This window comes from Companilactobacillus halodurans (assembly GCF_009600995.1).
Taxonomy (GTDB): domain Bacteria; phylum Bacillota; class Bacilli; order Lactobacillales; family Lactobacillaceae; genus Companilactobacillus; species Companilactobacillus halodurans.
In genome coordinates this window covers 1-21,686 of record NZ_VDFO01000046.1, presented here as the reverse complement: position 1 = coordinate 21,686, position 21,686 = coordinate 1, and the positions used below count along the sequence as shown (strand labels likewise).

The following is a 21,686-nucleotide window of genomic DNA, read 5'->3' as shown; positions in this document are numbered from 1 at the left end:
CGATTAGTGTTAGCCCCACTTAATTTATCCGTAAATAATTTATCAACGTCTTTTAAAGCCGCTAACTGTCGATCTAAATGTTGCTCCTTGGAACTCACACGCGCATAACCGATTTTAGCCATTTCCAATTCTCCTTTTGGACAGTTCTAATGAACACTTGTAATTCCTAGTATAGCACAGAAATAAAAAAGACCACTAGGGTATGCCCTAATGGCCTTTAAACATTTTTTATTAAAAATTATTTTTTATATAACTAGCCACATTTTCTTTGTCTGGAAATAAAGTAGCCTGGTTTATTTCCAATGATTGATTTAATTCGTTTAAAATTTGTTGCTTTTTTTCACCAGGAATTACTAATCTAATTGGCTCATTGTGTCCATTGTACAGAGATACTTTGTTATCAATATCATCATGAATATTTTCCAAGCTACATGATGTACCATCATAAGGTTCAAAAAGGAAAAAACCACTTTGAGCTCGTAAGCGTTCATTATTAATTGAAGGTTCGACGAAAAATGGGTGAAGTAAAGTTCTAAAGTTGATTAGATCAGCAAAATAACCAGTATCTCTTTTAATATCATGATACAGGCATTGCATTTCATAAGACTGATTTATTTCTTTATAGAAATCATTTAGTGAGTCATATACTTTTTGGTTTTCCTCAGAAAGTTGTTCATAATAGCCCTCTGGGAACTGCTTGACCAGATCCATGTACCAACTTTGGTATAAATGATTTTCATCTTCTTTCAACAAATCATCAATATTTTTGTTGAAAGAAGATATTTTTCTATAAATACTTTTCTTTTTTTCTTCGTCCATCAATGCTAATGTTGATAAGACTTCCACGGTGTCACTGCGACTACTATAGTATGTGAAATCATCAATATTTTGTGTCTTGTTAGAAAAAAACATGGTAACTATCCCGTCTGTTTCATGTCCTTCAGAATCAAGATGAGATTGACAGGCAAAATAAAGAGCGACAAGAGCATTGGTCGTTACATCTAATAACCTAGTTGGCAAGCCAAAATGTTGCATATAAGACAGGCGAGAAAAATTGTTTTCTAAATTGTTAAAATCGTTTGCGTACCTACGCATGTACTCATTAGTAAATGAATATTCATGGGTATATCCGGAGAGCTCTTTTTGTCTAAAGATGCTAGCAACGTTATTACTACTTTTGAAGTCATTTGACTGTCCTCTATAGAAAAATCGTGGTAGCAAACCTCTTCCATCAACTGTTACATTAGCTTTTATAGACTTTAGGGATTCTGCTTTTTTGCTTAAAAAACTATTTACAGATTGAATATTCAAAATAGAACCTCCTATAGATATAAGCAAGCACTCTGATAAAATGAATCAATTACCGTATTTTTATGCTCAATGTTCTTACTAAGATGACTTACGTTAATACACTAATCCAGGTTAGAATGAAGTACACTACTGATTTAAAAATATGTTTCTAAAAGAATTATATCTCTGTATAATGAATCAAGTAGAGAAGTTAAGGCGGTGGCTATTTCCGATCGGAGGCGGTGCTTATGGTGTTAAACCTTTAAAGCCCATAAATCCTAACGAAAGGAGTAGCCTAAGTGTCCGTTTCGGACGCTTTACAATTAATGCTAGCTTTCGGTACATTTATCGTGGCCTTGATTGCATTAATTGTTGAGCTGATCAAAAGTCAGCAAAAAAAATAATCCGTCTTAGCTTTTGGCAGGGCTAACGGATTATTTAATCTATTATTAAACTTTGCCACCGTCTTAAACGGCTCTACATGGGAAGCCCTGTTCTAGCGGGGCTTCCTTTTTCTGTTTACATTATAGCATGGCTATAACGGACTTGCGACTATTTTAAGTGTAGTTTCTCAAAGGCTAGAGAAACTATTGTTCGTTCTTGAAAATATGTAGGAGCAACGGCCTAAGAACCATATATAGTGGTATAATATGTAATAAAAACTATATGTAGTGTTTGGAAGGTGCAATTCTTGGTTCAAGAGAAACACAACAAACTATTGAGCGCAATAATTTCGATTGGTCTTTTAAGCTTTTTAGGAATAGTGGTTGAAACAGCGTTAAACATAACCTTCCCACAATTAACAACGTATTTTTCTATACCTATCAGTCAAGTTCAATGGTTGACTACTGGATATATGCTAGTCTCAACTAGTTTGATTCCATTGGGTTCATTCTTTTTAAGACGGTTTCGTGTGGTAACTTTATTTAGAGTTTCGTGCTTAAGCTTTTTAGTCGGTACGTTGATTGCAAGCTTTTCCAACAGCTTTAATTTAGTTTTGCTAGGCCGCTTATGTCAAGGCATTGCTGATGGAATCGCGTTACCGTTGATGTTTGCTGTCATACTAGATCAAGTGCCAAAGAAAAAAGTTGGCACTTTTATGGGGCTAGGTAGCTTAGTTATTGCCTTTGCACCAGCAGTGGGTCCCATATATGGTGGCATAATTCAGGACACATTCAATTGGCATTTTCTATTTATAATTTTAATACCAATTATTATGGTTACCTGGCTGCTTGGTGAGCTTAGCATTGAACAAAGTTCACCGGTTCATTACGTTCCCTTTGATGTCCGTGGGGGCATTTTCTTGGCCATTTTTTTGACAACGACGTTGATGTTTATTGTTAACTTGACTGCTAACAGTAGCTCTTTTAAATTGTATTTATTTTTACTAGGAACAGCTTTTTTTAGTGGCTTACTTTTCCTTCTTAATGAGAAGCATAAGAGCCATAAATTGTTGGAATTAAGTCTCTTTAAAAACAAACGCTTTTTGCAGTTGTTAAGTGCTTTTTTTCTATTGCAATTCAGTTCTTTGAGTATGTCATACTTAATCCCTAATGTGCTACAAATACTTTTTGCCCAGTCACCTGGTTTGGTAGGTTTTCTAATTGCTCCTGCCGCTGTGATTGATGCAGTGCTATCGGTGGTTGCTGGTATTATTTACGATAAAACTGCACCCCGCTTACCCATTATAAGTGGCTGTATAATCATTGGACTGACCTTTTTGGGCGCCAACCTATTTACACCAAGTATTGGCGGGCTGGTTTTAATATATATGCTTTTTATGGTGGGATTGAGCTTTAGCTACAGTAACATCATGACCTATAGTTTGTCTCAATTACCTGCTGGGTTAGTAAATGATGGTAATTCGATTTATATGACGGTTCAAGCTTATTCAGGAGCAGTTGGAATTGCAATATCGTCCTCTATTGTTTCTTTATTGCAGAAACAACAAGGGAGTGTAATTTCAGGGACAAAATGGGGGTTAGCAATCAATTTCTTGATTTTGTTTTTTGTTGCCGTATTCACAATTTCTCTATGCTTGATAGCTTTACGAAATAAAGTAATTAAAGGAGATAAAGAGTAATGAGTTTAGATGATATAAAATCATTTTCTAAAGAAAATATGGCCTTTGATCCAACTGGGCATGATTTTCTTCATGCCCAAAGAGTGGCTAAGTTAGCTCAGAAAATATATACAGAAGATTTTAAAAAAGATGAAACTGATATTGGTCTGTATGTTGTGAAAGCAGCTAGCTATTTGCATGACACCATAGACGAAAAAGTCACTGCAGATAAAAAGAATAGACTGAGAGAAGTACGAATTATACTTAGCCATGAGAATATTGCAACTCCGGCTAGAGAAGACATTTTAGATATTATCCAACATATGTCATATTCTGACAACATTGAACACCATTACCAGCTTTCTAACGAAGGTAAATGTGTTCAGGACGCTGATAGACTTGATGCACTAGGTGCAATCGGCATAGCACGTGCATTTGCTTACGGCGGGCACGCTGGACAGGAAATATACGATCCCAAAATATCAGTGAAGGAAATCAAAACACACGATGATTATCGCCATCACAAAAGTACAACCATCAATCACTTTTATGAAAAGCTACTGAAATTAGCAAGTTCAATGAATACCAGAACGGGAAAGCAAGAAGCCAGTCGTCGAACAAAGTATATGCGTGATTTCTTATCTGAATTCCAAATGGAAACAGGTGTAAAAGATGAGACATAATGAGTATCTATTAGATAAATCGTATTTCGAAAAAGTCGCTGCGCTTTTTAATAAAGGGCAGTCTGATCCCTTGCGAGGTGAGGCCCATGGGAACATGGAATAATCTTCAGGAAGGTTTCACAGTCAATGAGCGTCTTCCAGACACTCTCGTTGATGTTGCTGTTTGCAATGTTTATTTTAGCGTTGCTAACATACATCGACAAAAGGAACAAATAAAAAAGCCGCCCTGCGTAACTTTGGCTAGGTTACAGGGTGACTCAACTATCATTTTTTAACTAATGCCACCGCCTTTGAAGCGGCTTGCGTGGGAAGTCCTGTTTTCGGCGGGGCTTCCTTTTCTGTTTCCATTATAGCATGTCCTTTAAAAGCTGGCTAACGTTTCAGACTTTGATCGTATTCAGGATCAGGTTGTTTGATTTCCGGATTTTCTTCAGCAAATGCTTTCAGTTGTTTTTGAGTTCGATCACTAATTTCTTGGTGCACATCGTTTAACTGATTTTTTAATTGCGCTTTTTGTTGTGGACTAGTTGCTTGCTGAACTTGTTGTTGCAAGCCTTGATAGGACTTATTAAGATCATGGGCTGATAGCTTTTTTAGATTATGCTCAGGCTCTTTTTGGGCTTCTTGTAAGCCTAATTGTTTGGTTAAGCCATCGCTAAGCTCAATCACTTTGTTGCTCACTTGCTGGATCTCACTTAAAGCACTATGGATCACGGCTTTAAGGTCGGTTTGCTGGTTTAAATAATCTTTGAACGCGTTATATAAGCTTGTCACATTCTGATGATCGGCCAAATTTTCTTTGACAAAGTCTTTAGCACTTAACACTGGTTCACCACTAGTTTGTGCCACATCAAAGACGGGTAGATAGCGATAACCGACAATGGCGCGCTCATCGGTGGTATCAAGATGCTTCTGCTCGGCTGGTGTTAGCTTCTTAATGATCGGAGCCGCAATCCGAATCGCTTTTGCGCCTCGTTTGACGGTGCGGTTAAAAGCCGTCTGCCATTGCTTAAAGCCCGCGACTTGAGTGGCTTGCGGATTTTGCGCATAAATCAAATCAATGTTTCTGGCGCTATAATGATGAAATTTAGCCAGGGTATTAAGATACTGTTTAAATCGGTCACTATCGGTTAATTTTAGGATTTGTTGTTCGGCTTGGGCGACTAATTGTGCTTTCCAGGCTTTAACGTCTGCTTTACTCGGCATTGTCTACCCCTCCTCATTTTCAAAAATATCATTCAATATAGGGGCTACGTTGATTTGAATCGGGGTCGTGCCATAAAGGGCGATGTAGCCATCAGCTAATTTTTGCCAAGCCACTTGATAATAGGCTCCGTTACCAGTGATTTCTTTTAAATACTTGTAGGTTCCTTTAGCCTGTAAAACTGGTAATTCACTCCCAATAACTGCTAATTTATTATCCATTTTATGATCTCCTTTGCTTTGCTAATCTCACCCGTTGTTTAGGTTTACTTTTAGCTTTATAAAAGTGAACCTAAATGACGGGTTTACCAACCGGAACGTAGTGCAGGGCGGTAGGCAGGTTCTAATCAAAATCAAAACTTAATTTATGGCCGTCAAGCTTTAACTTGGCGTCAAACGACTTTCCCTTTTTGCTCTTGAAACCCTTTAGTTTGCTGGTTTCCCCTTTGGTGACCAGTGCTTTGATCGCGGTCTTCCCGAGGGTCTTACTGCTCCATTTCTTAGGTAAGGTAAAATCTTCACCTTGCTTGGGCTTCACAATGTAAAACTTCTGTTTATTTAAAACGGTCGCTTGCGGTGTTTCTAAGAATACTTCGGCGGCTTTTTGCGCTTGCTGTTGGTGATTGATTTGTTGCTTAATGGCTACATTGCCGGTTAATTGTGTGGGAACATCAGCGATTAACTTCGCCACAAACTTCTTGATTTGGCTCAAAAAATTATCCGGAGTGCGTTCTTCGGTACTGATTTGCTGTAACGCTTGCTCCCATTTAGCTGTCATTTCTGGACTAGTTAGCAAGGGTTCGAGTTCGACTGCTTTACATAAAGTGATTCCGGCTTCACTGACGTGCAACTTATTCTTTTCAGTAACTAAGTAGCCGCGTTTCTTTAACACTTCCAGCACATTGGCCCGGGTCGCACTTGTCCCAATGCCTTGCACATCTTTAAGAATCGCTTGGGCTTCTTCATCATCAAGTGTTTTACCGGCCGTCTTCATTGCCGTAATTAAGGTACCTTCGGTAAAGGGCACCGGTGGTGTCGTTTCTTTTTGCGGTGTTTGCAGATTTGCTTGGACTTGCTTAGAGACTAAACCCAGATACTTCGTCAGATTAGCCATTAAATACTCAAATTCTTTATCAGTGATATAAGCACAATCGGTGCGGGGATAGCTAAGGAACTTGGCTTCGTATAAACTCTGAATGGCCGCCAAAGTCTGGCTGGCACTGGCATGATACCGTTTATTCATGGCACTTTGCAGACTAGATAGCGAGAATAGTTGGGGACTAGCACGTTTTTTCCTTGCTTTTGGACGTCCTTGATTAAACCGGCCTGTGAGCCTTTATGAACGTGTTTAGCTTGCATAAATGTTATTAGCCCTGTTTCGTCTTTAAATTGCTGATAGGGGTCTAATTTTGCGACGAATTTTTGCTGATTGGCTAAAATTTCCGCATTTAGTTCAAAATAGTCTTGGTGCCAATCACCAAGATTTTTAAAGCCGGTAATAATGGCGTCTTTTTCTAGGCTATTCAACCATAGCCGCTTAATGGTCTTCTTTTTAACGTCAATCTGGGCTTGGCTCATGATTGACCACGCAATATTAGAGCCTTCCCGACCACTATCGGTGGCAACAATAATGGTATCGGCCTTCGTTAACAGGTCTTTGAAAGACCCTCGAGTCCCTCTGCAAAATACTTGCATGTCAAGCGAGATATTTTAGCTTTGCTGGCACCAGTTACAGCGGTGACTTGTTTGATTGAGTGTCCTTGGGCGCGAAGCAAGACCACCTGAACGCGACGAATTGCACGCGCATTTTCGTGGTGTTCGAAGGTTGTCTTGAGCTCATTAATTTGGTTTTCGGTGTATTTAAATATTTTTGGCATGATGAAAGCATACCAGAAAAGCCGTGGGATTAAACGGCTTATATTAGATCTTATTTAGTATGAATTTGGGCAATGAGTTCTGGGCCGTGCCAAACTACGTAGATTAGCAATCCTAACAAATTACTCTTGAGAAACAAAAAAGGCGAGTGAATCTCCGTATGTGAAGATTCACTCGTCCTATTTAGTAACTATGAACTGTTAGACCTACTTTTATGAAGCAGCCTTTCCTTTCGGCTCGAGCCGGCGTTCCAAGAAGCCGAGGACGAGGTCGGAGATGATGGCCATTAGCGCTGTCGGCAACGCGCCGGCGAGGATGATGGTTCCGCCGTTGGTGGCGTTGGTGCCGCGGATGATGATGTCGCCCAGGCCGCCAGCTCCGACGAAGGCGCCGATTGCGGTGATCCCGATGGCGACGACCAAAGCGTTACGAATCCCGGCCATGATGACCGACACGCTTAAGGGGATTTCGACCATATACAGTGACTGCCAGCGGGTCATGCCCATGCCTTTAGCCGCGTCCATCAGGTTCTTATCGACATTTTGCATGCCGGTGTAAGTGTTCTTGATGATTGGCAGCAGCGAGTATAAGAAGACCGTGGCAATGACGGTGTTTACGCCAAGTCCGAGTCCCAGCATGATGATCGAAAGCATCGCTAGGCTGGGGATGGTCTGAATGACGTTGGCGATGCCGATGACTGTGTTACTCAAGGTGCGATGGCGCGCAATTGCCAGCCCAACCGGAATGCCGATTACCGCTGCGATGAGCACCCCATAGATCGAAATCAGAAAATGGCGGGCGAACTGACTCAGCACGTAGGAACCATTGTTGGCAAGGTAATACCAGAATTGCTGCCAAGTATCCATGTTAGCCATTAGTCGTCACTTCCTTTGAAATAGTTGTGTTTGGCAAGAAACTTTTGCGCGACCACATTTGGTTCAAGTAACTGGTCGTCGACTTGATAGTTGAGTTCCTGCATGGTTTTCAGGTTGATCTTGCCGTCTAAGCGATGCAGTAACGGTTTTAGTTTAGGGTATTTCTTCAAAAGGCTATTATTAACGACCAATGAGCACTGATAAGGCGGGAAGAAGTTTTTGTCGTCCTTCAGTACTTTCAGATTGTAACTGCGAATCCGTCCATCAGTAGAATAGCCAAGAACTGTCTGCATTCGGTTTGCTTCAACGGCATCGTAAACCAGACCAATCTGCATCGGATAAACCCGCTTAAAGTCAAAGCCATATGCTTTAGTAAAATCTCTATAGCCATCGCCTTTCCGGTTCATCCAGCTGGAGTCAACGCCGGCATTATATTGCGGTGCGACTTTCTTCAAATCGGAAACGGTGTTGAGATTGTCTTCTTTGGCTTCTTTTTGCGTCACCATAAAGGCATAAGTGTCAGAAAAGCCGTAAGATGGATACCAGGTCTGATCGTAGCGCTTTTTGAACTCGCGCTTGACGATGGCGGTGGCCTTAGCTGAGTTCTTGACCGGGTTCATGCCTAATGTGCCGGTAATCTCGGTGCCGGTGTAACGCGTAGCACTAATATCGGCATCGTTGCGGACCATGGCTTGATGCACCACGGTTCCGGAGCCGAGGTTATTGACCAACGTGGTTTTGTAACCTAGCTCGTGACTGATTAGTTCGGCAATGATATTGGCCATGATCTGCGACTCGGTACTGGTTTGCGAGGCGATCCGCACCGTCCCGTCATTACCGGAGCCGCCTAAGCCAGGAAAGCCGCAGCCGCTCAACAAGAGAACGGGAATCAGCAAAAGTGACAGAAATAATTTTTTGAACTGTTTCATCTTGCCACCTCCTAAGCGCGTTCACTGACAGGTGTCAGGTGGTATTCCAACCGCCCAAGCAACCAGTCAATGACCAGTGCCAAAATGGTAACAGGAATCGTGCCGCCGATAATCAGATCCGGCTGGAAGAGATTCAAACCGTTGAAGATCAGATCCCCAAGGCCACCAGCCCCGATGTACGAAGCCAAGGTTGCCCAGGCAATGACATAAATAGCTGACAAGCGAATGCCCGCCATGATCACCGGCATCGCCAAAGGCACTTCGACTTGCCGAATCGATTGCATCGCCGTCATGCCCATACCTTTAGCCGCGTCTATTAACACCGGATCGACATCTTCCATACCGATATACGTATTCCGCAGAATCGGTAACAACGAGTAAATGAACAGTGCAACGATAGCTGGCACTTTTCCGATCCCGAATAAAGGAATCATCAAGGCCAACAACGCCAATGATGGCACCGTTTGCAGCATGCTGGCAATACCGATCACGACTTTAGCGGTCTTAGGAAAACGCGTCAGCAAAATACCCAGCGGAACGGCGGCAATCACCCCAAGACCTAACGCAATTGCCGAGATGTAAAGCTGTTCCCAGGTTTTGGTGATCAGTTCACTGCCATGTGTGTTTAAAAAAGCAAACATGGTCACACCTCCTTAGGTGCGTCTCGGTCATCTGCCGCTGCCGAATCGGTTGCCGGTTCCTGATCGGTAGGCGTTGCCGACTCTTTGGCGCTATCGCTGGCTTGATCGTCTTCATTTTCGCCCCAGATGGTGTCGTAAACGGCATCAACTAATGAAGCACGGGTGACAATACCGACCAATTTCTGATCGTTATCAACCACCGGCACATACTTGAAACCGCGCTTTAAAATGCGATCAGCGGTATCGCGCAGCAAAGCGTTCTTATTCACATAGAAGATACTCGACTTGGTAATGTCGCCAACGCTAGTAGCACTTTGATACCGGGTTTCCAGCGATTCCAAATCAATGAAGCCTTTCAGATGATTTTCATCATCCGTCACCAACAGCGTATCAACGCGACGTTTACGCATTAGGGAAATCGCTTCAGCTAGTGACTTGCCTGGCGTGATCGCTGCAGGATTCTTCAGCATGATCTGCTCAACGGTGGTCACATCAGCCCGCGCCTGAACCAATCGATCCTGGCCGACCAGGTTCTCAACGAATTTGTTTGCTGGATGCGTCAACAGTTCGGTTGGCGTCGCATTTTGAATGATATGCCCGTGGTCCATCACCACAATTTTGGTTGCGAGCTTGAGCGCTTCATCCATATCATGCGTGACAAAAACCACGGTCTTACCAAGCTTCTCCTGCAGATTCTTAATCAGTTCCTGCAAAGCCTCACGGGTAATCGGATCCAAAGCGCCATAAGGTTCATCCATTAAAATCAGATCCTGATTCGCAGCAAGCGCCCGGATAACGCCGATTCGCTGTTGCTGGCCACCGGAAAGCTCGGATGGATAGCGATCCAGATAATCTTCCGGTAATTCAACAAGGTCCACCATCTCCTTAGCTTTCTTGCGTCGCTTTTCTTCCGGCCACTTCAATAACTTCGGGACAATGGTGATGTTTTCATAAATGGTCATATGCGGCATGAGGCCAATGTTTTGGATAACATAGCCGATTTGACGCCGCAATTTTACGGCATCGATTTTGTGAATGTCCTTGCCGTTAAACAGGATTTGGCCGCCGCTGGGTTCCAGCATGCGGTTAATCATGCGCATCGTGGTTGTCTTTCCGGAACCCGACGTCCCGATAAGACAAACAAATTCACCCTTATGAATCTCAAGGTTGATATGTTCGACCGCGACATTCCCGCCTTGATAAACTTTTTCAACGTCCTTGAACTGGACCATTGGTTGTTCTTCTGGCATCTGACGTGCCCTCCTTTATTTGATGATTCCATAATAACACATGAAGTTAATTGTATTTTAATTGAAGACCGGTTGTGGGGCGGGAGTTTTGCGCGGGTTGGGTTGGTGGGTGATTTGTAAGTTAACTGGGTGTATGAAGTATTCCTTAAAGAGGAAAGTTGATGAAAGGACTAAAAGCTTAGTTGTTTGTTAGGAAATGGAAGTTTCTGATTGAGAGAGTACTTTTATGGTTATGTTAAATCGAATGTCAGTTTCTGACTTAGTTTAAAGGCTTCTGCGTTTAGAGTGTCTGAGTTATAAACTGGGAACAGGAGTCATTGTTTTGGAAAAAGCTAAGTCCATACTTTGAGGAATTATCTTATTCATACCCATACTTTATCTCGCTGATGGCGTTTCGCTTGTTGACTACTTCACGACGAATATCACACTAAACTTGATCTTTGTCTTTGGTAGTGCAGCAATCTCCATAACGTTATTGATGCTACTAGATCGAAAAATACAAAAGAGATCTTCAGCACAAAAACAGCAATCGTCGTTTTTAAAATATCTGCTGATGCCGATTATTTGGGCAATTTTCATTACTGTGATCAATCTTGTCTTGAATAATCTCGCCTTTCTTCCGCATTCAAGTGAGAATGTCTTATAGTCAGAAACAGCTCAATTGCTGAAAGGATCATTAAGATGGCCAATGATATTGGCAGTTTGTCTATTTGGTCCTATATGTGAAGAGCTAGCTTTTAGGGGTTTTATAGAACACTATTTGTCGAAGTTTTTCAGCAATTGGGTGGCGGTTGTCGTGACGGCGCTTATTTTTGTTTTACTTCACGCGGAGGCTATTATTCCATCGCTATCTTTGTTCATCTTCGCCGTGGGACTAAGTGTACTCAACAAAAATTCGGGAACGTTGAGGACAAGTATCATCGCGCATATCACCTACAATGTGCTGGTCACAATACTGGTGATGATTCAGTTGTAGCAAATTTTTCGTGATACGAACTTTGATGACTGGCCTAATTCTTGGGTCTCTAAGACATGCAAATTATGTTCGTAACGGTCTAAGGCGTTATCAACTTCTAAGCCATAGAAACCTAAGAAGCCTTCCAGGAAACTCTCACCAAAAAAGGTCATTTCATTTTTGATCTGCTTATATTGATGAGTCGGTTTATCACTTACCAATTTTTCGGCCTTTTTAGCATTTTGACGGTCTTGATGGCGATTAAACCAACCACTAAGCTTTAACGGCTCAGTCTTCAACTGGCGTTTAACGGTCTTCTTAATCATTGCTTGCCGAACTTCATCGATTGGCTGACCTTCTTGATCTAATATCGCTTGTAGCTGCTTCTGGTCAGTTAGTGCTTGGTCGTCATCAACCACAATCGCCTTTTGGTCATCATGTAGTAACTTGCCATTAATGCCTTGCCAGCTCTCTACTTTCATTAAATCACCTCCTCAAAAAAAGCGCGTTAGGGACGCTAAACAACTAGCTTTCCCCTAACCCGCCCGGTAAAATGGATTGTTAGGAGGGTGACACCCAGAATCGTAACTTCTAGGTGCTGATCCTCGTTAGCAACTTCACTGCTTACGAGGACGCCCTCTTTTTTTATGTGGTTTTTAATCCATTCAATGCCATCTTCAGATATTAATTTAACTTTGCCCGTTTCCATGAGCATTTCACTTGGCAACTCGTTAGGGTGCCGTCTTAACCAAACACTCACGTACGTACTACCTCGCTCAAGCTTGAGACTAGCTTGAGCTAAGCTAAACCATTCCTGTTTCTTTGTCACATGTGAATACTCCTTTCCCTATATTATAGATTCATTGTACCATTAAATGAGCACGTTGGTGCACTTTTAATTTTACATTTAGATTACAAGTGCATACCCCCATCTTCATGCCGGTTCCGGGTTTGGTGTTGCCGCTGCTTTTTCTTCATTTCCCACTCGGTTTCTTTCAGTCCACGTTCTTGCTTTTGCCGTTGGTAATCTTCATCACGAGCATATAGAACAGTCATGATTGCGTTACTAAAGGCCGTCTTTAAGTAGTAGCTTGGACTAACTGGCTTGTAATTTAGCGGTTGATAATGCCCCATATTTACTTTTCTATACTGGTCGTCCTTGGCTTGTTGCCCTTTTAACTGCTTTTGGATTTTCTCGATCTGACTGTTCTTAATCGTCGGATCGGCTTTGCATTCGCCAAAAAAGAGTTGTTTAGTACCATCATGCTTTAAAACCCGTTGTAAGTGATGATTTTCTAACTGATCTAAGCTCAGCTGTCCCGATAAATAAGCTAGTCCTTGTTGATGTTCTGGGCGGCTGAAAACCTGTGGTGGGTTTGCTTGCCACTGTTCAATCGTTTCGGCCTGACATGGCTTTAAAACAGGATCATAGTACATCACGGCTGTATAGGCTTGTTCCTGTTTAATCAATGGCAATCCATCTAAATCGCCTTTGGGAAAGGCCCTTTTCAATACTTCATGGTATTGCGTTTTAATGACTTGCTTAACGGCCATGATTGCCCGTAGATCTTTGACTGCTCGAGTAATCTTTTGCTGCTCGGTTGGTGAATACTTTTCTAGTAGACCTTGATCAACGTGTTCTAGACTTTCTAAGCTATCATCATGAATCATCAGCGTATATTTAAGCTTGATTTTGACTTCCTTTTCTTGTTGCATTAATAACTTCCAGCCAACGTATGGCCGTTTGGTAAAGGTCAATAATTGTCGGGTCAATAAATCATCACGAATATTCATTAAACGTTCGTTTAATTCACTGCCTTTGAAAATCGTTTGTTCACTATTAGTTTCTTTAATCAATTCCCGTCGTTCAGCCGCGGTTGTCTGTTCAAAATCAAGCTCTGGATAAAGTTTTTTAGTCGTGCGATCAACTACTTTATTTAAGAGCTCATCTGCTTTTTTTAGTGAACTTTCTTGTTGGTTAATTGTCAATAATTGCTTAGTGACATCTTCACCAACAGCGTGCTTAATTAAGGTACTGTTTTTCCAATTAAATAGCATGCGCCGCTTATCATCTAAACTTTCCAAACTAATATAAGTTTTCAGTTCGTGGCTTAACTCTTTGACCACTTTTTTCTCGTTAAACGAGAAGTGTTTACTTAGGCTATCCAAGTGGCTTCGATTAACTAATTTCTCCTGCATATTTTTATAGCCAGCTTTGGACTTACGATAGTTCTTAACTTGTTGATTAAATGCCTTTCTTTCATGCTGTTTGCTATTGATCCCCTCGTGTTGCATTGGTGTGTCAGCTATTCCCTGTTCCACAAATGATTTTTCACTGATCCGATCAGGAATGTTTTTTTGCTCTAAAGCCTGATTTACACTTGCCGCCCAATTGTGCCGCCATTCAGTTATTTTTTCTTTTTTATCCCAATCAACCAACCAAATTTTTCTTTGTTTTGGAAACCCGCTTTTGGTTAAAAGTTGCTTGCCATTTTCATCTTTAATGTACTGCGTTTTTGCTTTTAATCCCCAACTACCATCGGGGTTAAATGGGCGATTAGTTAACATCACATGTGCATGCGGATTGTCTGGGTGATCGCGATGAATTGCTACGTCAGCTACCATACCTTGATCGACAAAATTTTCTTGCACATATTTTGTCAGTAATTCTTTCTGTTCGGATTCACTTAATTCTACCGGTAAAGCCACGTTAAATTCTTTTGCATACCGTGAGTTTGATTTACGATCGTTCTTTTCAACTTCATTCCATAATTGTTCTCGATTACTGGCCCATTCTGGTGCATTTTCGGGAGTTAAAATAAAGCTTTCTGGCATAACCGATCGGGCATAAAAATAGTGGCGGCCTTCTTGATTATCAAATAATTTTTCACCACTTCTATAAGCGGCACTGGCAATAGCACTGCGTCCTTTACCAGCACTAATATTACTAAAACTCATATGAAATATTGCCATGTTAGTCACCTCTTTACTTTGATTCTATGGGCTTAACTTTGTTGTCGCCATTGGCGACTTCTAATACAGTATTTTGGGGTTAGTACAACATAGAATTCATTCTATGTGTAAGTGCGCATTGACCTCGTTTCACTCGGTCTTCTGATTCCCCTAAATTTACTTATAGTGTATGACTTCCGCTTCGCTATTTCAACTTTCATACTTTGACTTAACGTTCTCTGTATGATATAGTGTCGGTGATTATTTTTAATACGATTGGAGGGATCATTATGCCTCAAAGTAACTTAGAAAAACAAGAAGCCAAATTAAAAGCGCTTAATCAAAAAATTAAGGACGAAAAAAATAAGATTGAACAACGGCTAGGTAAACAAATCATCAGTCAAGCCAATTTAGATTATGCTAATTTATCTAATGACAATATCAAGTCCCTATCAAAAAAAGTATCCGAGTTTTTAAAGGAAAAGTCCGTAGATCATTAGTCATAGGAGATGGGGAATTCCATGCCTAATCAATATGAAAAACTAATTGAACAACAAGCGCGTTTAAAACAAAAAATTGAGCGGGAAGATTTTAAGTTACGCCAATCTAAGTATTATGAAAATCGACAATCACGAAAAGCCCGTTCTCGCCGATTAATTCAAAAAGGGGCTTTATTAGAAACGTATTTTCAAGCTAATAACCTCTCGGTCGAACAAACCGAAGAACTTTTAAAAACATTTGCTGACTATGTTAACGCCCATAAACCGAATAAACTCAAAAACGATCAACCTAATAACTAGGCCGATCGTTTTTATTTTCTGGATCATTTTTAGGCTTTACTTCTGGGTTTTGATCTGCAAAATTTTGTAACTGCTTTTGCACCTTTTCTGGATAAGTAATATTTTGGTTTATCCAAGGAAAATGCCTCAAATCGTTCTTAAAAACTTGTCCCTTCTCTCTTGCATAAACAGAGGTAAACTTTTCGCTATTATCATAGATCATTACCTTATCAGATTTAAAGGCCACTAATGGCAAATTATGTTTGGATTGCTGATAACGTTTCTTGATCGTTGCTACTGGAACACCGTGGCCACCTTTTTGTACCCGTTCGTTGACCCTTTGGATAGCTAAATTTTCATCTCGCAAAACAACATATAATAAAGTCACTTCAAAGCCATTTTTGTGAGCTTTGTCAATCAAATTGAGTTGAGCTTTGCCTCTACCTGCCAGTGTTGTTTCTACGTGAATACTTTGCTGGTGATCTAAAGCATAGTGTAGTTGTTTGATTTCTTCTTTCATGGCTTTTAAGTTGTCACTATCTTTATGCCAATCGCCACCCATTTGTCTTAAAAGTTCATCAGCGTTAATCCGTTTTGTTTTGTCAAACAAGATGGGAAATGTATCGTATAGCGTACTTTTTCCTGCTCCGTTAATACCAGCAACAATTATATATTGGGGTTTATCTATCAACGGACAAAGTCCTTTCGCTTAATAACCTCATCTTGCCTTTTATCTAAAAAGTAGGTATATAAAGCGTCATATACTTTGCGCTTTTCTGGATCTGGCTCATGTAATGACTTATCAAGTAAATCTTTTAAATCAGTTTCTTTGGCAATTTCAAAAAAGTCATTAATTGTGATTGTATCTTTCATGTTCATCACACTTCCAAGTTATTAATTTATTTAATCTGATAAGCCATTAGTCCTCATCTGGATCATTGAGCCAATCAGCGACTTCTTTAGCGTCTTTGAACTCTGTTACTGGTGTCTCTTTGGTAGCCTTTAAAAGGCTTAAATTAGCTCTTTCGGCTTCGCTCAGGGCTGGTTTAAACGGTAATGCTGCGTCAGCTACGATCCGCTTATAAAACATATTGATCGCGGTAGTTGGGTTTAGACCTAACTGGCTTAAAACGGCTTCGGTATTATCTGCCAATTCTTTGTCAATCTGGACTTGTACGCGTTTCTTTTCCTTAACTGCCATGATTTTCTCGCCCCCCCCTTTTATTACTACTCACATTATACTAATCTTTGAGTACCATCTCAATTAGCCTGCTTCTTTAAAAGTTGTGAATTTAAGTTTGCTGTCCTTTCCGCAATGGCACTTATACAACGTTCCTAAAGTGCCCGTAAGCGCATTTTAAAACTCGTTTAATATAATTATGCTCTATCTGTTTAAAACAGCTTAAATGGCCTTATATAGCTTTTTAGTTTTAAGCACGCTCATCGTTAGGGTGTTTGGCCGCATATTCTCTAGCCGCTTGTTTATTCCACCAAGCGCCAATTCAGCCACTCAAGGTGTCTATTTTTGCTTCTAAGCGATTTTAAAGCGATTTTAATATAATTATGCATGTAACACTTAAAACGGCTTAAATGAGCTTATACGGCGTTTAATTCCAAGAACGCTCATTGTCAGTGTTCTGTTCTTCGGGGTGTTTGGCCGCATATTCTCTAGCCGCTTGTTTATTCCACCAAACGCCAAATAGGTTTTGCATGGTGCCGTACAAGTAGTTTTCCACGTTCTTGATGTGCTTCTCATTGCTTCTCAGGGCGTTAAAGTACCGTCTCAAGGCTTTAGTCATTAAAGGTTTCAGTTCCTCATCATCAAGTGGGATTATGACACCAATATCTTTGTGATCTTTCTCAACTCGGTACTTAGCATTTAAGATAATGCCAATGAAGCGCCGCATTTGTTGCGGAGTGCGGCACCAGAAACTTAGTAATTGCACGGCTTCGGGTTCTAAGAAAACCGGTAAGCCACTGTCTTCATCAGTTAAGAAGTCATTAGCATGGTTCACCAAATCCTGGTTTTGTTTTTGAATTTCTGCTGGTGAAAAATGGACTGTGGAAAAGTCCAACTTTTGAGTATCTATATTGTATCTATTAGTATCTAAGTTATTAGTATTATATAGATTGTGTCTCATTTGTGCTAGTCCGCTTGTATCAAGGGTTCCAGCCGTTTCTTGTCGAGCTTGCATTTGTGCTAGTCCGCTTGTATCAAGGGTTCCAGCCGTTTTGATTTTTTCTTGTCGAGCTTGCATTTGTGCTAGTCCGCTTGTATCAAGGGTTCCAGCCGTTTTATTAGCGAAATCCTGTTTAATATACACGTCTTTTGCTGTAACTTCCAAATCAGCAAGGTAAAGTCGATTGGGTAAATTTTTCTTTTTCTTGGGATCAAATCCTTGATTGATTTGGAATAACAGTCCTGCTTCTTCCAACTCCTTTTTTACTTTTGATATTTTTCGGTCACTCCAACCAAATAAATTTTGTAATTCATGATTGGTAAAAATAAAGTACACTCTATTTTCATCATCTATCCAATTATTTTGCAATGAGTATTCCAAACGATCACGCAAAACTACATAACCTAATTTCGCACTGTCACTTAGTTCTTTATATTTTTCGCCATATAATAATACCTGTGGTAGTTGAAAAAACTTAGTTCCATAAGCATTTTGTGATTGAATAAAATTAAATTGTGTCATAATGAAAACTCCCTTTCTTGACTGACACACGCTGTCTCAAAAGAGAGTTGCTAAAACATTTGATTTGCTTTAAAATACAAATCTGATATGCTCTAACTGAATTACAAAGCGAACATTGGTCGTGATCGGCTTTGTAGTTTCACCAGCATGTGTCTATTCTGGGTTGCCCATTCGGCAACTTTTTTAATTTCTAACAACAAAAAATGGACTAAATAGCTCCAGTTAGCTACTTAGTCCATTGGATTTAATGTGTTTTTTAACTATCCTTAACTTGTCCTTTTGGACTGGTTTGCGGTATAATTAACCTACAAATTAAGAACAATGTTCAGTCGATTTTAACTTGCAGGTCTAAATCGACTGAATCTAAGTAGCTGCCTGATAGCTACTTGCTAAACCAAAAATCCCTGATTCCTCGTGAATCGGGGATTTTTCTGTTTAGCTTGATCTCTTTATTCGGTTGTTAAATTAATCTTAGTCTAGCATAGCGCTTACCTAGCGGCAACTTTATTTGGTGTTGTATATTTTGCCATCTTTTTTCTAAATATCATTGTCTGAAAAGGCATTAAATCCTCCTTGCAAGCGTTCTTTGGAATCAGATGGTGATTCTGTGCTATTTTTAGGTGCTTCTGGAGCTTTTAGTTCATCTTTAACATAAGGATCACCTTGAGCCTTTAACCGTTCAATTTCGTGAATTAAAGCGGTTTTAACAAGTGTGGTTTTAGGAATTAATGATTTATCAAAGTAATCAAGGATTTCTTTGTCGACAATTTTCTCGGGATTTAGTCGGACGTTCAAGGTTTTAACTTTTCCCATGATTACTTGCTCCCTTCGTTTTGAGCTTGTTGACTTAATCCGTACTTATAAAAGCCATTAACATTAGCAACTTCTGTATTTTTAACAATAACTGCGTTAGTGAAAGTAGTATTCAAGATTTTTTGGTTAAGCAAATTGGCTCCACCACCGGTAAAGAACAAAGTATCAATACTATTAAGGTTCTTTAACGTTGAAGTTACATTAGCAACTAAGCGCCGGGTAAACCGGTCAATTTCCTTGCAAACCAAATCAGTAATATCATCTTGACGATTTTTAGAAAATCGGTAGCTCCAATGATGTTGCTGGTTTCCCTTTCGTAAATCTTTTTCTAATTGATAAAGGCTAGTATCACCATTAATCCCGTTGGCAATGGCTTCATATAGATCATTTACGCCGGTATTAAATTGATGGCGATTTTTGCCACTTAGCTCAAAGTTTAAAATCGTATCAATCAGTATTGTTCCACCACCTACGTCAACAATGCCGACTTTTTCGTCTAATAGATCTTTGTTCTGGATAAAGCCTTCATCGTCTAGTAATTCGTTATATAAGGTGCCGATTGGTTGGGGCAAAATATAAACTTTACGAACTCTTACCGTCACGATTTTATCGTCAATAGTAGCTTGATGTTGGCCCTCTAAGACTTTTAATAAAGCTTTTAATTGTCCTTGGTCAGCATAATCCCCAGTTGGAAGCCCAGCAGTGACGACTACTTCTAAAACTTGATCTTTAGCCGCTTTGAAATCACTTGCTAGTAATCCCAGCGCAAAATTGGCTAGTAATTTAAATGCTTCACTATCGTATCGAGCACCATACATGATTGTATCAGCTAAATATTCGTCAAGGTGAAGCCGATCAATATCTCGACCCCATACGTACTTATCGTCGCTAAAAGGAACTGAATAAGTGTGTAGGTCATTATTCATTGTAGAATTGCCAACCGACATTGGCATGTCTGCTTGATTTAAATATCTTGAAGGCAGCACATATTCAGCTTTGCTACTTTTTAATTTTGTCTGCTTGTTTCCTAAATCTAAGCTAAAAATATCCATAAAGCACTCTCCTTATACTGCACTATTTTATGTATATACAAAATACCACATTACATGCTATTTGTAAATAAAAAGAATCACAAAAAATGCAACTAAATTAAGTTGCAGTACAAAAAGTACTGGCGGCCAAGGGTCAACAAATAAACTAACACAACGGGGAATTGAATTTTAATTTTTTTAGGGATACAATAAAATTATATTTATAAGATGTGAATTTAAATGAACAAATATGTCGAACTTGATTTAGAACAATTGCAACAAATCTCAGGCGGTATGAGTAAAAAGCAATGGTATCGTTTAGGAGAACGTGTCGGTCGTGTAGCAGTTTTTATCGGTGGAGGATTACTTTTTAAATAAAAATTTTTGCGTTTCTATACTGGTATGTGTTATCGAGAGGTCGGATTCTTTATGAAAAAATTAAAATCATTTGAGGTGCTTTCTGATGAGGAGGCTAAATTGATAATTGGCGGCGGACATTGCTATACGGCGGGGTGTATTCGGCGTAGAGATAAGCCTCGGAATTCAGATAGCTTTTTTCCGGGATTAGCACATGGTATTTGTCAAGGAGGTGGTATTTGCGGATGAAACCCCTTTTTTATAAAAAACCATCGTTTTATGTGTTTATTTTATTTTCACTGTTCTTAGGTATTTCATTGGTATATCGGAGAGATTGGTGGATTACAATCCCTCTTGTACTAGTAGTTTTAATACAAGGATATAGAACAATTAGATAATCATAAATATAAGTTGCTCTTGGTTTCATAGGAATCCCAAAAGTATAGTAAAAATGGTACAGTCCGTTACTGAAATTAGTGATTGTAATATTTTTACCATGCTTTTTATATTTATTTAATGTATGTCTGCAAGTTACTTTGATACGTTAGCATTAATCATTTTTTCTTAAATAAAATAAAAAAGTGGGTAAATGAAAAATGATCATGATGTATACACAGTCAGGGTGTCATTCTTGTATGACATCTCGTCGATGGTTTAATAAACACGGAATCAGATTCCAAGAAAAAAAACTTTAGTAAACACCCTCCAAAACTATAAGTAAAGAAAATAGGGTTCCTATTTTCTTTTAATACCGTATTTCACACGGTATCGAATAAAGGTCGTCCGTTTAATACCTGTATTTCGGGACACATCAATGTCACTCATGCCAGCTCGATAAAGCTTAAAAGCATGTTGCAAACGGGGATCATCTTTGGCATATTGGGGTTTGCGCCCATGATATTTACCCTGCTGCTTAGCTAAGGCAATCCCTTGTTGCTGGCGCTCAATGATTCGCTTACGTTCACTTTCGGCCTGATACTTATAGAGTTCAATAATCAAGTTGGTCATCAGTTGACGTAAATTTGGGTCAGCAATCCCTGTCATGGACGGCAAATTTAACACATCTAGGGTGGCACCCTTATTTTGAATGGAGTTCATGATCTTAGTCAAATCATGGTTGTTTCTGCCTAAGCGATCTAATTCAGTGACCATTACAATATCACCCTCACGAATATAGGCCAGCATTTTTTGCAGTTCTGGCCGATTAGTGTTAGCCCCACTTAATTTATCCGTAAATAATTTATCAACGTCTTTTAAAGCCGCTAACTGTCGATCTAAATGTTGCTCCT

Annotated in this window: 26 protein-coding genes and 2 pseudogenes; 8 read left to right on the top strand and 20 right to left on the bottom strand. The window is 39.9% G+C overall.

Annotated features, from left to right (window positions below; genetic code table 11):
• Together FHL05_RS10915 and FHL05_RS10910 are read right to left on the bottom strand one after the other, a co-directional pair.
• A partial coding sequence (locus tag FHL05_RS10915; protein WP_162000289.1) for a recombinase family protein occupies positions 1-122 on the bottom strand: 122 nt, incomplete at its 3' end.
• A gap of 109 nt (positions 123-231) precedes the next feature.
• Positions 232-1,311 (bottom strand): FRG domain-containing protein, encoded by a 1,080-nt coding sequence (locus tag FHL05_RS10910; RefSeq protein WP_014940866.1) that lies wholly within the window; start codon positions 1,309-1,311, stop codon positions 232-234.
• Positions 1,312-1,616: 305 nt separating this feature from the next.
• Here FHL05_RS10910 and FHL05_RS12775 point away from each other — a divergent pair, with 305 nt between their 5' ends.
• The 4 genes from FHL05_RS12775 (at position 1,617) to FHL05_RS12770 (ending at position 4,251) form a co-directional block, all read left to right on the top strand.
• Complete coding sequence (locus FHL05_RS12775; protein WP_076661461.1) at positions 1,617-1,694, top strand: putative holin-like toxin; 78 nt, start codon at positions 1,617-1,619, stop codon at positions 1,692-1,694.
• Positions 1,695-1,981: 287 nt separating this feature from the next.
• Positions 1,982-3,373, top strand: a complete 1,392-nt coding sequence (locus FHL05_RS10900) for an MFS transporter (protein ID WP_041142890.1) — start codon at positions 1,982-1,984, stop codon at positions 3,371-3,373.
• Entirely contained in the window at positions 3,373-4,035 is a 663-nt protein-coding gene (locus FHL05_RS10895) for an HD domain-containing protein (RefSeq protein ID WP_014940864.1), read from the top strand. Before FHL05_RS10900 ends, FHL05_RS10895 begins: the two co-directional genes overlap by 1 nt.
• A 126-nt stretch (positions 4,036-4,161) precedes the next feature.
• The gene (locus FHL05_RS12770; RefSeq protein WP_072672334.1) at positions 4,162-4,251 is read left to right on the top strand and encodes a putative holin-like toxin; all 90 of its coding nucleotides are present in this window, start codon (positions 4,162-4,164) and stop codon (positions 4,249-4,251) included.
• A 156-nt stretch (positions 4,252-4,407) separates the two neighbouring features.
• Here the strand turns inward: FHL05_RS12770 and FHL05_RS10885 are convergent, their stop codons facing one another.
• The 8 genes and pseudogenes from FHL05_RS10885 to FHL05_RS10845 form a co-directional block, all read right to left on the bottom strand.
• Positions 4,408-5,241, bottom strand: coding sequence for an ArdC-like ssDNA-binding domain-containing protein (locus tag FHL05_RS10885; RefSeq protein WP_153522697.1), 834 nt, complete (start codon positions 5,239-5,241; stop codon positions 4,408-4,410).
• 3 nt (positions 5,242-5,244) lie between these two features.
• Entirely contained in the window at positions 5,245-5,460 is a 216-nt protein-coding gene (locus FHL05_RS10880) for a hypothetical protein (RefSeq protein ID WP_008855344.1), read from the bottom strand.
• A gap of 121 nt (positions 5,461-5,581) precedes the next feature.
• Positions 5,582-6,897: pseudogene (locus FHL05_RS10875) on the bottom strand (type IA DNA topoisomerase); the annotation flags it as partial.
• The gene (locus tag FHL05_RS12870) at positions 6,885-7,115 is read right to left on the bottom strand and encodes a helix-turn-helix domain-containing protein (protein WP_135373740.1); all 231 of its coding nucleotides are present in this window, start codon (positions 7,113-7,115) and stop codon (positions 6,885-6,887) included. The pseudogene FHL05_RS10875 and the gene FHL05_RS12870, both read right to left, overlap by 13 nt.
• Positions 7,116-7,325: 210 nt before the next feature.
• Positions 7,326-7,988: an ABC transporter permease gene (locus FHL05_RS10860; RefSeq protein ID WP_153522691.1), complete on the bottom strand. Its 663-nt coding sequence runs from the start codon at positions 7,986-7,988 to the stop codon at positions 7,326-7,328.
• On the bottom strand, positions 7,988-8,917 hold the full coding sequence (locus tag FHL05_RS10855; RefSeq protein WP_153522689.1) for an osmoprotectant ABC transporter substrate-binding protein: 930 nt from the start codon (positions 8,915-8,917) through the stop codon (positions 7,988-7,990). The genes FHL05_RS10860 and FHL05_RS10855 overlap by 1 nt, the downstream gene beginning before the upstream one ends.
• Positions 8,918-8,928: 11 nt before the next feature.
• Complete coding sequence (locus FHL05_RS10850) at positions 8,929-9,558, bottom strand: ABC transporter permease (RefSeq protein ID WP_135373746.1); 630 nt, start codon at positions 9,556-9,558, stop codon at positions 8,929-8,931.
• Between the two features lie 2 nt (positions 9,559-9,560).
• Complete coding sequence (locus FHL05_RS10845; protein ID WP_153522687.1) at positions 9,561-10,808, bottom strand: betaine/proline/choline family ABC transporter ATP-binding protein; 1,248 nt, start codon at positions 10,806-10,808, stop codon at positions 9,561-9,563.
• Between the two features lie 688 nt (positions 10,809-11,496).
• On the opposite strand from FHL05_RS10845, the gene FHL05_RS12615 reads away from it, so the two are divergent.
• Positions 11,497-11,784 carry a CPBP family intramembrane glutamic endopeptidase gene (locus FHL05_RS12615; protein WP_238706893.1) on the top strand — a complete coding sequence of 96 codons (288 nt, stop codon included), beginning with the start codon at positions 11,497-11,499 and terminating at the stop codon, positions 11,782-11,784.
• Between the two features lie 20 nt (positions 11,785-11,804).
• Here the strand turns inward: FHL05_RS12615 and FHL05_RS10835 are convergent.
• From FHL05_RS10835 to mobQ, 3 genes and pseudogenes are all read right to left on the bottom strand, one after another.
• Positions 11,805-12,245 (bottom strand): annotated as a pseudogene (locus tag FHL05_RS10835) (hypothetical protein); the annotation flags it as partial.
• A 35-nt stretch (positions 12,246-12,280) separates the two neighbouring features.
• Positions 12,281-12,592 (bottom strand): hypothetical protein, encoded by a 312-nt coding sequence (locus tag FHL05_RS10830; protein WP_057138751.1) that lies wholly within the window; start codon positions 12,590-12,592, stop codon positions 12,281-12,283.
• Positions 12,593-12,675: 83 nt separating this feature from the next.
• Positions 12,676-14,736 (bottom strand): MobQ family relaxase, encoded by a 2,061-nt coding sequence (gene mobQ / locus FHL05_RS10825; protein WP_153522685.1) that lies wholly within the window; start codon positions 14,734-14,736, stop codon positions 12,676-12,678.
• Positions 14,737-15,005: 269 nt separating this feature from the next.
• Between mobQ and FHL05_RS10820 the strand changes: the two genes are divergently transcribed.
• Positions 15,006-15,215 carry a hypothetical protein gene (locus FHL05_RS10820; protein ID WP_125982395.1) on the top strand — a complete coding sequence of 70 codons (210 nt, stop codon included), beginning with the start codon at positions 15,006-15,008 and terminating at the stop codon, positions 15,213-15,215.
• A 21-nt stretch (positions 15,216-15,236) separates the two neighbouring features.
• Positions 15,237-15,515, top strand: a complete 279-nt coding sequence (locus FHL05_RS10815) for a hypothetical protein (protein ID WP_153522683.1) — start codon at positions 15,237-15,239, stop codon at positions 15,513-15,515.
• Here FHL05_RS10815 and FHL05_RS10810 read toward each other — a convergent pair.
• The 6 genes from FHL05_RS10810 to FHL05_RS10785 all read right to left on the bottom strand — a co-directional run bounded on the left by FHL05_RS10810 (position 15,505) and on the right by FHL05_RS10785 (position 20,061).
• A complete protein-coding gene (locus FHL05_RS10810) occupies positions 15,505-16,185 on the bottom strand; it encodes an ATPase (protein WP_153522681.1) in 681 nt (226 codons plus the stop codon). The genes FHL05_RS10815 and FHL05_RS10810 overlap by 11 nt on opposite strands.
• Entirely contained in the window at positions 16,182-16,367 is a 186-nt protein-coding gene (locus FHL05_RS10805) for a hypothetical protein (protein ID WP_010620892.1), read from the bottom strand. Before FHL05_RS10805 ends, FHL05_RS10810 begins: the two co-directional genes overlap by 4 nt.
• 46 nt (positions 16,368-16,413) lie before the next feature.
• Positions 16,414-16,695 (bottom strand): type II toxin-antitoxin system RelB/DinJ family antitoxin, encoded by a 282-nt coding sequence (locus tag FHL05_RS10800; protein WP_010014831.1) that lies wholly within the window; start codon positions 16,693-16,695, stop codon positions 16,414-16,416.
• A 406-nt stretch (positions 16,696-17,101) separates the two neighbouring features.
• Positions 17,102-18,196 carry a replication initiator protein A gene (locus FHL05_RS10795; protein ID WP_153522679.1) on the bottom strand — a complete coding sequence of 365 codons (1,095 nt, stop codon included), beginning with the start codon at positions 18,194-18,196 and terminating at the stop codon, positions 17,102-17,104.
• Between the two features lie 537 nt (positions 18,197-18,733).
• Entirely contained in the window at positions 18,734-19,009 is a 276-nt protein-coding gene (locus FHL05_RS10790) for a hypothetical protein (RefSeq protein WP_003625713.1), read from the bottom strand.
• 2 nt (positions 19,010-19,011) lie between these two features.
• A complete protein-coding gene (locus FHL05_RS10785; protein ID WP_065937763.1) occupies positions 19,012-20,061 on the bottom strand; it encodes a ParM/StbA family protein in 1,050 nt (349 codons plus the stop codon).
• A 219-nt stretch (positions 20,062-20,280) separates the two neighbouring features.
• Here FHL05_RS10785 and FHL05_RS10780 point away from each other — a divergent pair, with 219 nt between their 5' ends.
• Positions 20,281-20,418 (top strand): hypothetical protein, encoded by a 138-nt coding sequence (locus FHL05_RS10780; RefSeq protein ID WP_016526926.1) that lies wholly within the window; start codon positions 20,281-20,283, stop codon positions 20,416-20,418.
• A gap of 714 nt (positions 20,419-21,132) precedes the next feature.
• Here the strand turns inward: FHL05_RS10780 and FHL05_RS10775 are convergent.
• Positions 21,133-21,686, bottom strand: a 554-nt coding sequence (locus FHL05_RS10775) for a recombinase family protein (RefSeq protein WP_153522677.1), incomplete at its 5' end; no start/stop codon positions are given.

Excerpts from the sequence above, each read along its gene's own strand:
- FHL05_RS12775 (WP_076661461.1), top strand. The coding sequence starts at position 1,617 with ATGCTAGCTTTCGGTACATTTATCGTGGCCTTGATTGCATTAATTGTT.
- FHL05_RS10895 (WP_014940864.1), top strand. The coding sequence starts at position 3,373 with ATGAGTTTAGATGATATAAAATCATTTTCTAAAGAAAATATGGCCTTT.
- FHL05_RS12770 (WP_072672334.1), top strand. The coding sequence starts at position 4,162 with ATGAGCGTCTTCCAGACACTCTCGTTGATGTTGCTGTTTGCAATGTTT.
- FHL05_RS10885 (WP_153522697.1), bottom strand. The coding sequence starts at position 5,241 with ATGCCGAGTAAAGCAGACGTTAAAGCCTGGAAAGCACAATTAGTCGCC.
- FHL05_RS10880 (WP_008855344.1), bottom strand. The coding sequence starts at position 5,460 with ATGGATAATAAATTAGCAGTTATTGGGAGTGAATTACCAGTTTTACAG.
- FHL05_RS12870 (WP_135373740.1), bottom strand. The coding sequence starts at position 7,115 with ATGCCAAAAATATTTAAATACACCGAAAACCAAATTAATGAGCTCAAG.
- FHL05_RS10860 (WP_153522691.1), bottom strand. The coding sequence starts at position 7,988 with ATGGCTAACATGGATACTTGGCAGCAATTCTGGTATTACCTTGCCAAC.
- FHL05_RS10855 (WP_153522689.1), bottom strand. The coding sequence starts at position 8,917 with ATGAAACAGTTCAAAAAATTATTTCTGTCACTTTTGCTGATTCCCGTT.
- FHL05_RS10850 (WP_135373746.1), bottom strand. The coding sequence starts at position 9,558 with ATGTTTGCTTTTTTAAACACACATGGCAGTGAACTGATCACCAAAACC.
- FHL05_RS10845 (WP_153522687.1), bottom strand. The coding sequence starts at position 10,808 with ATGCCAGAAGAACAACCAATGGTCCAGTTCAAGGACGTTGAAAAAGTT.
- FHL05_RS12615 (WP_238706893.1), top strand. The coding sequence starts at position 11,497 with ATGATATTGGCAGTTTGTCTATTTGGTCCTATATGTGAAGAGCTAGCT.
- mobQ (WP_153522685.1), bottom strand. The coding sequence starts at position 14,736 with ATGGCAATATTTCATATGAGTTTTAGTAATATTAGTGCTGGTAAAGGA.
- FHL05_RS10820 (WP_125982395.1), top strand. The coding sequence starts at position 15,006 with ATGCCTCAAAGTAACTTAGAAAAACAAGAAGCCAAATTAAAAGCGCTT.
- FHL05_RS10815 (WP_153522683.1), top strand. The coding sequence starts at position 15,237 with ATGCCTAATCAATATGAAAAACTAATTGAACAACAAGCGCGTTTAAAA.
- FHL05_RS10805 (WP_010620892.1), bottom strand. The coding sequence starts at position 16,367 with ATGAAAGATACAATCACAATTAATGACTTTTTTGAAATTGCCAAAGAA.
- FHL05_RS10800 (WP_010014831.1), bottom strand. The coding sequence starts at position 16,695 with ATGGCAGTTAAGGAAAAGAAACGCGTACAAGTCCAGATTGACAAAGAA.
- FHL05_RS10795 (WP_153522679.1), bottom strand. The coding sequence starts at position 18,196 with ATGACACAATTTAATTTTATTCAATCACAAAATGCTTATGGAACTAAG.
- FHL05_RS10790 (WP_003625713.1), bottom strand. The coding sequence starts at position 19,009 with ATGGGAAAAGTTAAAACCTTGAACGTCCGACTAAATCCCGAGAAAATT.
- FHL05_RS10785 (WP_065937763.1), bottom strand. The coding sequence starts at position 20,061 with ATGGATATTTTTAGCTTAGATTTAGGAAACAAGCAGACAAAATTAAAA.
- FHL05_RS10780 (WP_016526926.1), top strand. The coding sequence starts at position 20,281 with ATGAACAAATATGTCGAACTTGATTTAGAACAATTGCAACAAATCTCA.